The following is a 12,505-nucleotide window of genomic DNA, read 5'->3' as shown; positions in this document are numbered from 1 at the left end:
CGAGGCAATGAGAGAAGCGGCCGCGTTCCGTGAAGCGGCGGCCGAAGATCAAGGCGGATGAATCGATCGGGATGAATCGATTACAACAGAGTCGCGTCCGCGCCTCTCTCAGAAAAACTCGAAAGCGCGTCGCGCAATCGACGCAGCCTACTGACAGGACGCTGTCAGCAGGCGGGCTGCACACTCCTTTCCACGCCGTCTGCGCACCGTCAAACACGGCCAATACCGCAAAACACGGCGAACCACCCGGCAAGCCCGGCTCGCGCCACTTGCCGTCATCTGCTGCCAGTTTCTTTACGTCGTCCAACCTGCTCATTCGAGGAGCGCATCATGTCGACCGTTGAAGCCACCCGCGTCATCTCGTGGTTCGAAATCCCCGCGCACGATCTGGAGCGCGCCGCGCGGTTCTACGAAACCGCTTTCGATACGTCCTTGCAGCGCGAAGTCATGGGCGGCGTGCCGATGGCCCTGTTCGCGCACACCGACAACGAAACCGGCGGCTGCATCGTGTTCAATCCGCGCGACGCCCGGCCCGATACCAAGGGCGTGCTCGTCTATCTGAACGCGCAGCCCTCGGTCACCGCCGTGCTCGATCGCGTCGAGAAAGCGGGCGGCAGGAAGGAAGGCCCGGCGCTGGAGCTGCCGAACAATTACGGCTACATCGGCTTCTTCATCGATACGGAGGGCAACCGCGTCGGGCTGCACGCGGCCAAGCTGGGCTGAGCGCGGCGCGGCGGTGCGGTCTCGTGCTTGAAGTAAGGCGGCATCGCGGGAAGGTGCGGCATGCGCACGGCGCTATCATCAGCGCAATGCGATCTGCGCAATGCGGTCCGCGCGCCGCCGCGCCCGTCACGCAAGCCCGCAGCCGCGCCATTCACGCCCATCGACTCTCTCGCGCCCGCCCGCCATGACCCGCCGCGCCGACCGACTTTTCCGCATCGCCGAACTGCTGCGCGGGCGCCGCCTCACCACGGCGCAGCAGCTTGCCGAGTGGCTCGAAGTCTCGCCGCGCACCGTCTATCGCGACGTGCGCGACCTGCAACTTTCGGGCGTGCCGATCGAGGGCGAAGCGGGCATCGGCTACCGGCTCGCGCGCACCGCGAGTCTGCCGCCGCTGACCTTCACCGCCGACGAACTCACCGCGCTCGCCGTCGGCGCGCGCATGGCCGAATCGTGGGGCGGCGCGGCGCTCGGCACCGGCGCGCGCGGCGCGCTCGCGAAGATCGCCGCGGCCATGCCCGCCGAGAAACGCGCAGTGCTCGAACGCATCGCCGTGTTCGCGCCGTCGTATCACGTCGATCCCGCGTATTCGGAGAAAGTGGATGCGCTGCATCGCGCCGTCGATTCGCGGCTCGTGGTGCGTTTCGCGTATTGCGACCGCATCGGCGCGCTGACTCAGCGGCGCGTCTGGCCGCTCGGGCTCGTCTATTGGGGCGCGCAGTGGACGGTCGGCGCGTGGTGCGAAATGCGCGAGGGCTTTCGCAATTTCAACATCGCGCGCATGGAAGGTGTGGAAGTGCTCGAACCGTTTCCCGACGTGAGCGGACGTCGGCTCGCCGATTATCTGCGGCACGTGAACGCGCCGTCGCGCTGACGTTTGACGCACCTCGGACACTACACCGCGCCGCGCGCGCAATAAAAAAGCGCGCATCGCTGCGCGCTTTACCACCTGCGAAAAGGTAGACGAAGCGACGGATAAAACCCGCGCCTACTCCACCGCCTTCACCATATCCTCGATCACCTTTTTCGCATCGCCGAACACCATCATGGTCTTGTCCATGTAGAAGAGTTCGTTGTCGAGACCTGCGTAACCGGCCGCCATCGATCGCTTGTTGACGATGATCGTGCGCGCCTTGTACGCCTCGATAATCGGCATGCCCGCGATCGGCGACTTCGGGTCGTTCTTCGCCGCCGGGTTCACCACGTCGTTCGCGCCGAGCACCAGCACCACGTCGGTCTGGCCGAACTCGTTGTTGATGTCCTCCATCTCGAACACCATGTCGTAGGGTACTTCGGCTTCGGCAAGCAGCACGTTCATGTGGCCCGGCATGCGGCCCGCGACCGGGTGAATCGCGTAACGCACGTCCACGCCTTTTTCGACGAGCTTGTCGGTCAGCTCCTTCAGCGCATGCTGCGCGCGCGCCACGGCGAGGCCGTAGCCCGGCACGATCACCACGCTTTCGGCATTGCCGAGCATGAACGAGGCGTCGTCGGCGGAACCGGATTTCACCGGACGCTGTTCCTGCGCGCCGCCCGCCGCCGCCCCGCCCGCTTCGGCGCCGAAGCCGCCCAGCAGCACGTTGAAGAACGAGCGGTTCATCGCGTGGCACATGATGTACGAGAGGATCGCGCCCGACGAACCGACCAGCGAACCGGCGATGATCAGCATCGCGTTGTTCAGCGAGAAGCCGATGCCCGCCGCCGCCCAGCCTGAGTACGAGTTGAGCATCGAGACCACCACGGGCATGTCCGCGCCGCCGATCGGAATGATGATGAGCACGCCCAGCGCGAACGCGATCAGCGTCATGATGATGAACGGCAGCCACGACTGCGTGACGAAGAACAGGATGCCGAAACCGATCATGCCGAGCGCGAGCATCAGGTTGATCAGATGCTGGCCCGCATAGACCACGGGCGCGCCCTGAAACAGCCGGAACTTGTACTTGCCCGAGAGCTTGCCGAAGGCGATCACCGAGCCGCTGAACGTAATCGCGCCCACGAAGGTGCCGATGAACAGTTCGATGCGGTTGCCGTACGGCAGGAAGCCCGGATACGGCGCGTCTTCCGCGACCAGCCCGAACGCGGCCGGCTCCGACACCACCGCATACGCGATGCACACCGCCGCGAGACCGATCAGCGAGTGCATGGCCGCGACGAGTTCGGGCATCTTGGTCATCTCGACGCGCGCGGCCACGAATGCACCGAGCCCGCCGCCGACGATCAGCGCCGCGAACAGCAGCCCGAGGCCGAGCCCGAGATTCGAGCCGAACTGTGCGGACTCCTTGACGATCAGCGCGAGGGTCGTGAGGATGGCGATCGCCATGCCGACCATGCCGAACAGATTGCCGGCGCGCGCGCTGCGCGGATTCGACAAGCCCTTGAGCGCCTGGATGAAGCAAACCGACGCCACCAGGTAAAGCAGCGTAACGACGTTCATGCTCATTTACGCGCCCTCCTTGCTCGTGATTTTCTTCGGCTCTTTCTTGCGGAACATCTCCAGCATGCGCCGCGTGACTAGAAAGCCGCCGAACACGTTCACCGCAGCCAGCAGCACGGCCAGCGTGCCGAAGAACTTGCCCGCGAAACCGACGGTCAGGCCGGTGGCGAGCATCGCGCCCACGATCACGATCGCGGAGATCGCATTGGTCACGGCCATGAGCGGCGTATGCAGCGCGGGCGTGACGTTCCAGACCACGTGATAGCCCACGTACACGGCCAGCACGAAGATGATCAGGTTGATGACGGTATGGTTGATGAGTTCCATCTCGGTCTCCTCGTCATGCCTTGCGCGTGACGGCGCCGTCGCGAGCCAGCAGCGTGGCCGCGACGATGTCGTCCGCGAGGTCGATGTTGAGCGTGCCTTCCTTCGCGATGATCAGCTTGAGGAAGTCGAGCAGATTGCGCGCGTAAAGCGCCGAGGCATCGGCGGCCACCATCGATGCGAGATTCGTGTAGCCGCAGATCTGCACGCCGTGCGCCGTCACCACCTGGTCCGCAACGGTGAGCGGGCAATTGCCGCCGCGCCGCCCCGTGGCCGCGTCGGCGACCGGGCCGCGTCCGGCCGCGAGGTCGATCACCACCGAGCCCGGTTTCATCGCCTGCACGGTTTCCGATGGCAACAGCGTGGGCGCGTCGCGGCCCGGAATCAGCGCGGTCGAAATGACGATGTCGGCCTGGCGCGCGCGCTCGTGCACGAGCGCCGACTGGCGCGCGAGCCACGACGGCGGCATGGGCCGCGCGTAGCCGCCCACGCCTTGCGCGGCTTCGCGCTCCTCGTCGGTTTCGTAGGGCACGTCGAGGAATTTCGCGCCGAGTGATTCGATCTGCTCCTTCACCGCGGGACGCACGTCCGAGGCCTCGATCACCGCGCCCAGGCGCTTCGCCGTGGCGATCGCCTGCAAGCCCGCCACGCCCGCGCCGAGAATCAGCACGCGCGCGGCCTTCACGGTCCCGGCGGCGGTCATCAGCATGGGCATGAAGCGCGGATACAGATTCGACGCCACCAGCACCGCCTTGTACCCGGCGATATTGGCCTGCGACGAGAGCACGTCGAGGCTTTGCGCGCGCGTGGTGCGCGGCGCGGCTTCGAGCGCGAACGCGGTCAGGCCCGCTTCGGCGAGCTTTTGCGCGTTGTCTGCATTAAAGGGATCGAGCATGCCGACCAGCGTCGCGCCGCGCTTCATGAAGGCGAGTTCGCTCACGCTGGGCGACTGGACCTTGAGCACGAGATCGGCGCCGAATGCGGCGGCCGCGTCGGCGATCTGCGCGCCGACGGCCGTATAGGTCTCGTCGGGAAAGCTCGCGCCGACACCGGCGCCCGCCTGAATGGTGACCGTATGGCCCTGCGCGACGTATTTCTTGACGGTCTCCGGCGTCGCGGCCACACGGCTTTCGTTCGCCCGGGTTTCTGCGGGCACTCCGATATGCATCGTTGTTTCCTCCTCGGCCTGCTTCTCTTTCTGATCTGGCTCGAATCGAGCGGAGTAAGGCCGACAAGGCGCGCCGGCACTTATTGCTACGTTTTCAGCGTTCTCAACGTTTTCAAACGGGCAAGGCAACGGCAAACGACGCACCACTTTAACCGAAAGCCGTGACGACTTTGAAGCAGGATTTATCCCTTTTTTTTGCGCTGCACACAAAGCCCCTGCCGTCCGACCGGACGGTTGGCGGCGCGGCCGGCGAGCCCATGCACACGGCATCGCAAGGCATCCGAAGCACCGGCACTCGCGTGCAACGCTCCCATCGCGCCGACGATCCGGCCCCGGGCAACGTTTGGCGCGTCCCGGTAAAATAGCGGCCCATGAATGATGAAACCTGGGCACCCCACGTCACCGTGGCCGCCGTCGTCGAGCGCGACGGGCGTTTTCTGCTCGTCGAGGAGCACACGGCGAACGGCCTGCGCCTGAACCAGCCCGCCGGCCATCTGGAGGCCGGCGAGACGCTGCACGAAGCGGTCGTGCGCGAAACGCTGGAGGAAACCGCCTACGCATTCGCGCCCGAGGCGCTCGTCGGCATGTACATGACGCACTTCGGCAAGCCGGGCGAGTCCGGCACGACCTATCTGCGCTTCACGTACTGCGGCAGCGTCGCGGCCGAGCCGGAGAATCGCGCGCTCGACCCGGACATCGTCCGCACGTTGTGGATGAGCGTCGACGAGTTGCGCGCCGCGAGCGCGCGCCATCGCACGCCGCTCGTGATGCAATGCGTCGACGATTACCTCGCGGGCAAGCGCACGCCGCTCGATTTCGTGCAGACGCACGCGGTCGGACCGAAGGCAGGCAGCATGGCGAACAGCGCGGCAAACCCAGTGGGACCCAAAGGCTAAGCGCCGCGATCCGGCGCAACAAGGCAGCAGAAGATGAGCAAACGTAGAGTGGTGGTAGGCATGTCGGGCGGCGTGGATTCGTCGGTGACCGCATGGCTGCTCAAGGAGCAGGGTTACGACGTCGTCGGTCTCTTCATGAAGAACTGGGAAGACGACGACGACGGCGAGTATTGCTCGACGCGTCAGGACTGGATCGACGTGGTGTCGGTCGCCGACTTGATCGGCATCGACGTCGAAGCGGTGAACTTCGCCGCCGAGTACAAGGACCGCGTGTTCGCGGAGTTCCTGCGCGAGTATTCCGCGGGCCGCACGCCGAACCCCGACGTGCTCTGCAACGCCGAGATCAAGTTCAAGGCCTTCCTCGATCACGCGATGACGCTGGGCGCGGAAACCATCGCGACCGGTCATTACGCGCGCGTGCGCCAGAACGAAAGCAACGGCCGCTTCGAGTTGCTGAAGGCGCTCGATCACACCAAGGATCAGTCGTACTTCCTGCATCGTCTGAATCAGGCGCAGCTTTCGAAGACGATGTTCCCGCTCGGCGAAATTCCGAAGACGAAAGTGCGCGAGATCGCCGAGCAGATCGGCCTGCCGAACGCGAAGAAGAAGGATTCGACCGGCATCTGCTTTATCGGCGAACGGCCGTTCCGCGACTTCCTGAACCGCTATCTGCCGACCCAACCCGGCCCGATGATGACGCCCGACGGCAAGACCGTCGGCGAACATATCGGCCTCGCGTTCTACACGTTCGGGCAGCGCAAGGGCATCGGTCTGGGCGGCAGCAAGGACGGCAGCGGCGATCCGTGGTTCGTCGCGGGCAAGGACATCGCGTCGAACACGCTTTATGTCGTGCAGGGTCACGATCATCCGTGGCTGCTCGCGCACGATCTGCGTGCAGGCAACGTGAGCTGGGTCGCGGGCGAGCCGCCCGCCGAGGGCCACGCCTGCGGCGCGAAGACGCGTTATCGCCAGGCCGACGCGCCCTGCTCGTTCGCGAACGCGAGCGAGTTCGGCGAAGGCCAGTTCTCGCTGCATTTCCCCGACGCGCAATGGGCCGTGACGCCCGGCCAGTCCGCCGTGCTGTATGACGGCGAGGTGTGCCTGGGCGGCGGCATCATCGAAGCGGTCACGACGCTCGAACCGCATGTGCCCGCGGTCCTGCCGCCGGTCGCGCCGAAGAAGAAGCGTTCGCCGCGCAAGAAATCGGCACAGTTTGCCGCCAACGCGAAAGCCGGCGCGACAACCGCCAGCCAGGCTTAAGCGCGCCCCCGCGAGCAAGCACCCTGCGCGCGGCGCGTCCTGCGCCGCGCGTGTTTCATCCGACTCTCCCTCTCCTGCCGCCCGCCTCCGCCGATTCTTTCGCGTAGCTTTCCGCGCGCATTTGTCAATGCGACAAATTTGCCCGCCTGACGGCCAGTTTCACGAACTTGCGGCATCATTCGGGCACGCCGCCGCCGTTACCCGGGCGCGGCGAACGCGCGCCGCCCGACCGGCCTGGCGCGACGACACAAGAGATCGAGGAGTCCCCCGAATGTTTTCCCGACGTTACCTCGCCATGTGGTGCGCGGTGCTGCTGCTCGCAGCCTGCGTGATCGCATCGGCGCTCCATCACCTGTCCTGGCTCTGCGCCGTGGTGCCCGCGCTGATCGTCGCGCTCGGCATCTGGGATATGTCCCAGCAGCGCCACGCGATCCTGCGCAATTACCCGCTCTGGGGCCATCTGCGCTTCCTGTTCGAATTCGTCCGGCCTGAAATCCGCCAGTATTTCGTCGAAGACGACACCGACGAAAAGCCGTTCTCGCTCGTGCAGCGCAGCGTGGTCTATCAGCGCTCGAAGAACGTCGTCGACAGCCGCCCGTACGGCACCGAACTCGACGTGAAGGCCGTCGGCCACGAGTGGATCAGCCACTCGCTCGCGCCGACCAAACTCGACAGCAGCGACTTCCGCGTACTGGTGGGCGCGACGCGCGAGCAGCCGTATTCGATGTCGCTGTTCAACGTCTCGGCGATGAGCTTCGGCGCGCTGTCCGCGAACGCGATCCGCGCGCTCAACCTGGGCGCGAAAAAAGGCGGCTTCGCGCACGACACGGGCGAAGGCTCGCTCTCGAAATATCACCGCGAGCACGGCGGCGACATCATCTGGGAAATCGCCTCGGGCTACTTCGGCTGCCGCAACGACGACGGCACCTTCAGCGCCGAAAAATTCCAGCGCCTCGCTCACGAGCCGCAAGTGAAGATGATCGAGGTGAAGCTCTCGCAAGGCGCGAAGCCGGGCCACGGCGGCATGCTGCTGGCCGCGAAGGTCACGCCCGAAATCGCCGAAACGCGCGGCATTCCGATGGGCCAGGACTGCGTGTCGCCGTCGCGCCATTCGGAGTTCTCCACGCCGCGCGGCCTGCTCGAATTCATCGAGCGCCTGCGCAAGCTCTCGGGCGGCAAGCCGACCGGCTTCAAGCTCTGCATCGGCCATCCGTGGGAATTCTTCGGCATCGCCAAGGCGATGCTCGAAACCGGCATCCTGCCCGACTTCATCGTCGTGGACGGCGCGGAAGGCGGCACGGGCGCGGCGCCGATCGAGTTCACCGATCACATCGGCACGCCGCTTCAGGAAGGGCTGCTGCTGGTGCACAACACGCTCGTCGGCATCGGCCTGCGCGACAAGATCAAGATCGGCGCGAGCGGCAAGATCATCACGGCGTTCGATATGGCGCGCACGCTCGCGATCGGCGCGGACTGGGTCAACTCGGCCCGCGGCTTCATGTTCGCGGTGGGCTGCATCCAGGCGCAGAAGTGTCACTCGGACCGCTGCCCGACCGGCGTCGCCACGCAAGACCCCGTGCGCCAGCGCGCGCTCAACGTGCCCGACAAGGGCGAGCGCGTCTACAACTTCCATCGCAACACGCTGCACGCGCTGCAGGAACTGATTCAGGCCGCGGGCCTCGACAGCCCCGCCGATCTGCGCGCGCATCACATCGTGCGGCGCGTGTCGTCGTATGAAGTGAAGCTGATGTCGGAACTGCTCAAGTATCTGAAGCCCGGCGATCTGCTCGAAGGCCGCTATCGCTATCAGTTGTACGAGAAGTGGTGGCCGGTCGCGCGCAGCGATTCGTTCGCGCCGGAAGTGGAAAAGATCGTCTGATGTTCGTCTGACGATTCGACGATCGATGCGCACGCAACGTTAACTGCGTAGCGTGCGCATGGCGAAAAAAAAGCGCGCAGAGCGAATCTGCGCGCTTTTTTTGCATCCGCGATGTGAGCTTCGCGGGCGTCGGGACTTAGCCTTGCGGCACCGTATCCGCGAACGACGGACGCAGCATCAGCTTCTCGAAGTGACGCGCGAGATTCGGATACGGCTCGCGCCAGTCGAGTTCCGGCTGACGGAAGTCGAGATAGCCGAGCGCGCAGCCCACGGCGATATCCGCGAGCGTGTAGCGGTTGCCCGCGCACCACGCATTGTTGTCGAGCCCCTTGGCCATCGCCTTCAGGCCTTCCTGAATCTTGCGCTGCTGACGCTCGACCCAGGCTGCGTTGCGCTGCTCGGGCGGACGCTGCGTGCTTTCCGTGCGGATCATCACGGCGGCGTCGAGCATGCCGTCGGCGAGCGCTTCCCAGCACCGCACTTCGACGCGTTCGCGCCCGTTCTGCGGAATCAGCTTGCCGACCGGCGAGCGCATGTCCACGTATTCGCAGATCACGCGCGAATCGAACACCGCCTCGCCGTCCTCCATCACGAGACACGGCACCTTGCCGAGCGGGTTGAAATCGTGGATCGCGGTGTCCTCGCCCCACACGTTCTCAAGCACCAGCTTGTAGTCGATTTTCTTTTCAGCGAGCATGATCCGCGCCTTGCGGACATACGGGCTGCCGAGCGAACCGATAAGTTTCATCGCACCTGCCTTTTCTGGAATCCGGCCGAAGTATACGTTGGATTCGCCGAATTCTGACGGATCGACTTCGGCCGTGCAGGATTTTGCCGACACGGGCGCCAACCGAGCGACCGTCGGCACGCCCCGCGCCGCAGCATCGGGCGGCCCGTCGGACAAAGCCATCAGACGCTACAATCGCACGATGGACACGACCCTCACGGAAAGCGCCTCGGCCGCTTCGCGCGCCGCTGCCGATGCGCCGCGCGGCCCCGACGGCGGCGCAGAGCTTTACCGCGCGCGCCGCGAACGCGTACTCGCCGCGCTACGCGCGCAAGGCGGCGGCGTGGCGCTGGTGCCGACCGCGCCCGAAGCGCTGCGCAACCGCGACGCCGACTATCCCTATCGGCACGACAGCTATTTCTACTACCTCACCGGCTTCACGGAGCCCGAGGCGCTGCTCGTGCTCGACGCGAACGCGGGCGAGAACCAGCCGTCGTCGATCCTCTTTTGCCGCGCGAAGAACGTCGAGCACGAGACGTGGGAAGGCTTCCGCTTCGGGCCCGACGGCGCGCGCGAGGCGTTCGGCTTCGACGCCTCGCTGCCCGTCGACGAGCTCGACGCCCAGATCCCGCGTCTGATCGCGAACCGGCCCGCGCTGCATTACGCGCTCGCGGCGTCGGAGCGTTTCGACGGCCAGGTGAAGCGCTGGATCGACGCCGTGCGCGCGCAGGCCCGTGGCGGCACGACCGCGCCCGCCGCCGCATACGACCTGATTCCGCTGCTCGACGACATGCGCCTCATCAAGGACGCGCACGAGCTCGGCACCATGCGCCGCGCCGCGAAGATTTCCGCGCAGGCGCACGTGCGCGCGATGCAGGCGTGCCGCCCCGGCATGCACGAATACGAGATCGAAGCCGAGCTGCTCTACACGTTCCGCAAGCACGGCGCGCAGGCACCGGCCTACGGCTCGATCGTCGCCGCGGGCGCGAACGCGTGCGTGCTGCACTATCCGGCGGGCAACGCCGTGGCGCGCGAGGGCGACCTGATCCTGATCGACGCCGCGTGCGAGCTGAACGGCTATGCCTCCGACATCACGCGCACGTTTCCCGCGAGCGGGCGCTTCACGAGCGCGCAGCGCGAGCTGTACGACATCGTGCTGGCCGCGCAGCAGGCCGCCATCGACGCCACGCGCGCGGGCGTGAACTTCGAGGCGCCGCACGACGCCGCCGTGCGCGTGCTCGCGCAAGGGCTGCTCGACACCGGCATCCTCGACAAAACGCGTTTCGACTCGGTCGACAAAGTGATCGCCGAACGCGCCTACGCGCGCTTCTACATGCACCGCACGGGCCACTGGCTCGGCATGGACGTGCACGACGTGGGCGATTACCGCGAGCGCGGCGCGAAAAGCGCGGGCGCGCAAGCCGACGCGCCGCCGCCGTGGCGCACGCTGCGCGCGGGCATGACGCTGACGATCGAGCCGGGCCTCTACGTGCGCGCGGCCGAGGACGTGCCCGAGCGCTACTGGGACATCGGCATCCGTATCGAGGACGACGCGATCGTCACCGAAACCGGCTGCGAGCTGATCACGCGCGACGTGCCCGTGAACGCCGACGAAATCGAAGCCCTGATGCAGGACGCGCGCCGCGGCGCGTGAGCACGACGAGAACCGACAGAACCACTATGAACGCAGCGACCGATCATCCGACGCACGCCGAACGCGCGCCCTACGACTACGACGTGATCATCGTCGGCGCGGGGCCGGTGGGGCTCGCGCTCGCGGGCTGGCTGGCCCGACGCAGCGCGACGTCGCAGCTTTCGGTCGCGCTGATCGACGCGCGCGAACCCGAGGACAGCGCGGGCGACCCGCGCGCGATCGCCGTCTCGCAGGGCAGCCGCACGCTGCTGCAGGCGCTCGCGTGGCCGCAGGACGCAACGCCGATCGAGCGCATCCACGTCTCGCAGCGCGGTCACTTTGGCCGCACGCTGATCGACCGTCACGATTACGCGTTGCCCGCGCTCGGCTACGTCGCGCGTTACGGCGCGATCGTGCAGTCGCTCGCGCACGCGCTCAAGGCGGTCTTGCCCGGCTCGCGCGTGCACTGGCTGCATCACACGCACGCGCACGAACCCACGGTCGATCACGACGGCGTCACGCTGCCGGTGGAGAGCGCGGGCGTCGTGCGCACGCTGCGCGCGCGCATTCTCGTGAACGCGGAAGGCGGCTTGTACCGCGCGCAATCGGAGCGCAAGGCGAAGCAGCAAGCGTCGGAAACGCCCGATGAAATCGATGCCGACGAAGTTGATACCGGCGAAGTTGATGCCGACAAATCCGGTGCCGATGCGGCTAACGCCGCGCAAAACCCGCAGCAAGCCCCGCGCGCCGCGACGCAAAAACGCACGCGCGATTACGGCCAGACGGCGCTCGTCGGCGTGGTGACGGCCTCGGCGCCGCAGCCGCACGTGGCTTGGGAGCGCTTCACCGAAGAAGGCCCGATCGCCCTGCTGCCGATGGGCGGCGTGCGCGGCGCCGACTACGCGCTCGTGTGGTGCAGCGAGCCGGCCGAAGCCGAACGCCGCGCCGCGCTCTCCGACGCCGATTTCCTCGCCGAACTCGGCGCGGCGTTCGGCGCGCGCATGGGCCGCTTCACGCAGATCCACGGACGCGCGTCGTTTCCGCTCGGACTCACGGCGCTCGACACGCTGGTGTCGGGGCAAAGCCGCATCGCGGCAGTCGGCAACGCGGCGCAGACGCTGCATCCGGTCGCGGGACAAGGCCTCAATCTCGGTCTGCGCGACGCCCACGCGCTCGCCGACGCGCTCGCGCAACACGGCGCCACGCCGCACGCGCTCGCCGATTTCCCGGGCCGCCGCGCGCTCGACCGCCGCCTGACGATCGGCGCCACCGACACGCTCGCGCGCCTGTTCACCATCGATTTCCCGCCGCTCGCGACGCTGCGCGGCCTCGCGCTGACCGCGCTCGAATTCGTGCCGCCCGTGAAAGCGGCGCTCGCGCGGCAGATGATGTTCGGGCAGCGGAGTTGAGGCAGACGGGGTTTTACGTCGATCGGCGATAAGGAAACCGGCTTGCACGCGC

The 12,505-nt window shown here is 66.6% G+C and carries 11 protein-coding genes; 7 read left to right on the top strand and 4 right to left on the bottom strand.

Annotation, left to right across the window (positions count from 1 at the left end):
* Positions 1 to 330 precede the first annotated feature (330 nt).
* Entirely contained in the window at positions 331 to 723 is a 393-nt protein-coding gene (locus tag LDO54_RS01030; protein WP_065065108.1) for a VOC family protein, read from the top strand.
* A 184-nt stretch (positions 724 to 907) separates the two neighbouring features.
* A complete protein-coding gene (locus LDO54_RS01025; RefSeq protein ID WP_224004813.1) occupies positions 908 to 1,594 on the top strand; it encodes a helix-turn-helix transcriptional regulator in 687 nt (228 codons plus the stop codon).
* 114 nt (positions 1,595 to 1,708) lie between these two features.
* Here the strand turns inward: LDO54_RS01025 and LDO54_RS01020 are convergent, their stop codons facing one another.
* From LDO54_RS01020 to LDO54_RS01010, 3 genes are read right to left on the bottom strand one after another with little or no spacing between them, the layout of a single operon-like run.
* The gene (locus LDO54_RS01020) at positions 1,709 to 3,163 is read right to left on the bottom strand and encodes an NAD(P)(+) transhydrogenase (Re/Si-specific) subunit beta (RefSeq protein ID WP_224004800.1); all 1,455 of its coding nucleotides are present in this window, start codon (positions 3,161 to 3,163) and stop codon (positions 1,709 to 1,711) included.
* A complete protein-coding gene (locus LDO54_RS01015; protein ID WP_224004797.1) occupies positions 3,164 to 3,484 on the bottom strand; it encodes a proton-translocating transhydrogenase family protein in 321 nt (106 codons plus the stop codon).
* A gap of 13 nt (positions 3,485 to 3,497) precedes the next feature.
* Positions 3,498 to 4,649: a Re/Si-specific NAD(P)(+) transhydrogenase subunit alpha gene (locus LDO54_RS01010; protein WP_224004794.1), complete on the bottom strand. Its 1,152-nt coding sequence runs from the start codon at positions 4,647 to 4,649 to the stop codon at positions 3,498 to 3,500.
* 371 nt (positions 4,650 to 5,020) lie between these two features.
* On the opposite strand from LDO54_RS01010, the gene LDO54_RS01005 reads away from it, so the two are divergent.
* The 3 genes from LDO54_RS01005 to LDO54_RS00995 all read left to right on the top strand — a co-directional run bounded on the left by LDO54_RS01005 (position 5,021) and on the right by LDO54_RS00995 (position 8,684).
* Complete coding sequence (locus tag LDO54_RS01005; RefSeq protein ID WP_224004791.1) at positions 5,021 to 5,545, top strand: NUDIX hydrolase; 525 nt, start codon at positions 5,021 to 5,023, stop codon at positions 5,543 to 5,545.
* 33 nt (positions 5,546 to 5,578) lie between these two features.
* Positions 5,579 to 6,805 carry a tRNA 2-thiouridine(34) synthase MnmA gene (gene mnmA, locus LDO54_RS01000; protein WP_224004788.1) on the top strand — a complete coding sequence of 409 codons (1,227 nt, stop codon included), beginning with the start codon at positions 5,579 to 5,581 and terminating at the stop codon, positions 6,803 to 6,805.
* A 271-nt stretch (positions 6,806 to 7,076) separates the two neighbouring features.
* Positions 7,077 to 8,684, top strand: a complete 1,608-nt coding sequence (locus tag LDO54_RS00995) for an FMN-binding glutamate synthase family protein (RefSeq protein WP_224004784.1) — start codon at positions 7,077 to 7,079, stop codon at positions 8,682 to 8,684.
* Between the two features lie 136 nt (positions 8,685 to 8,820).
* Here the strand turns inward: LDO54_RS00995 and LDO54_RS00990 are convergent, their stop codons facing one another.
* Positions 8,821 to 9,432: a glutathione S-transferase C-terminal domain-containing protein gene (locus LDO54_RS00990; RefSeq protein WP_224004781.1), complete on the bottom strand. Its 612-nt coding sequence runs from the start codon at positions 9,430 to 9,432 to the stop codon at positions 8,821 to 8,823.
* A gap of 181 nt (positions 9,433 to 9,613) precedes the next feature.
* On the opposite strand from LDO54_RS00990, the gene LDO54_RS00985 reads away from it, so the two are divergent.
* Both LDO54_RS00985 and LDO54_RS00980 read left to right on the top strand, forming a co-directional pair.
* Positions 9,614 to 11,065, top strand: a complete 1,452-nt coding sequence (locus tag LDO54_RS00985) for an aminopeptidase P N-terminal domain-containing protein (protein WP_224004778.1) — start codon at positions 9,614 to 9,616, stop codon at positions 11,063 to 11,065.
* Between the two features lie 26 nt (positions 11,066 to 11,091).
* Positions 11,092 to 12,453, top strand: a complete 1,362-nt coding sequence (locus LDO54_RS00980; protein ID WP_224004775.1) for a UbiH/UbiF/VisC/COQ6 family ubiquinone biosynthesis hydroxylase — start codon at positions 11,092 to 11,094, stop codon at positions 12,451 to 12,453.
* The last annotated feature ends 52 nt before the right edge of the window (positions 12,454 to 12,505 follow it).

Source organism: Paraburkholderia tropica, assembly GCF_914484835.1.
GTDB lineage: Bacteria > Pseudomonadota > Gammaproteobacteria > Burkholderiales > Burkholderiaceae > Paraburkholderia > Paraburkholderia tropica_A.
Note: the sequence above shows the minus strand (reverse complement) of the source record. Positions and strands in the feature narration are given on the sequence as shown.

What these genes read in the sequence shown, in the direction of transcription:
- LDO54_RS01005 (WP_224004791.1), top strand. Translation starts at nt 5,021, where the DNA reads ATGAATGATGAAACCTGGGCACCCCACGTCACCGTGGCCGCCGTCGTC.
- LDO54_RS01010 (WP_224004794.1), bottom strand. Translation starts at nt 4,649, where the DNA reads ATGCATATCGGAGTGCCCGCAGAAACCCGGGCGAACGAAAGCCGTGTG.
- LDO54_RS01025 (WP_224004813.1), top strand. Translation starts at nt 908, where the DNA reads ATGACCCGCCGCGCCGACCGACTTTTCCGCATCGCCGAACTGCTGCGC.
- LDO54_RS00990 (WP_224004781.1), bottom strand. Translation starts at nt 9,432, where the DNA reads ATGAAACTTATCGGTTCGCTCGGCAGCCCGTATGTCCGCAAGGCGCGG.
- LDO54_RS01015 (WP_224004797.1), bottom strand. Translation starts at nt 3,484, where the DNA reads ATGGAACTCATCAACCATACCGTCATCAACCTGATCATCTTCGTGCTG.
- LDO54_RS01030 (WP_065065108.1), top strand. Translation starts at nt 331, where the DNA reads ATGTCGACCGTTGAAGCCACCCGCGTCATCTCGTGGTTCGAAATCCCC.
- LDO54_RS00995 (WP_224004784.1), top strand. Translation starts at nt 7,077, where the DNA reads ATGTTTTCCCGACGTTACCTCGCCATGTGGTGCGCGGTGCTGCTGCTC.
- mnmA (WP_224004788.1), top strand. Translation starts at nt 5,579, where the DNA reads ATGAGCAAACGTAGAGTGGTGGTAGGCATGTCGGGCGGCGTGGATTCG.
- LDO54_RS00980 (WP_224004775.1), top strand. Translation starts at nt 11,092, where the DNA reads ATGAACGCAGCGACCGATCATCCGACGCACGCCGAACGCGCGCCCTAC.
- LDO54_RS01020 (WP_224004800.1), bottom strand. Translation starts at nt 3,163, where the DNA reads ATGAGCATGAACGTCGTTACGCTGCTTTACCTGGTGGCGTCGGTTTGC.
- LDO54_RS00985 (WP_224004778.1), top strand. Translation starts at nt 9,614, where the DNA reads ATGGACACGACCCTCACGGAAAGCGCCTCGGCCGCTTCGCGCGCCGCT.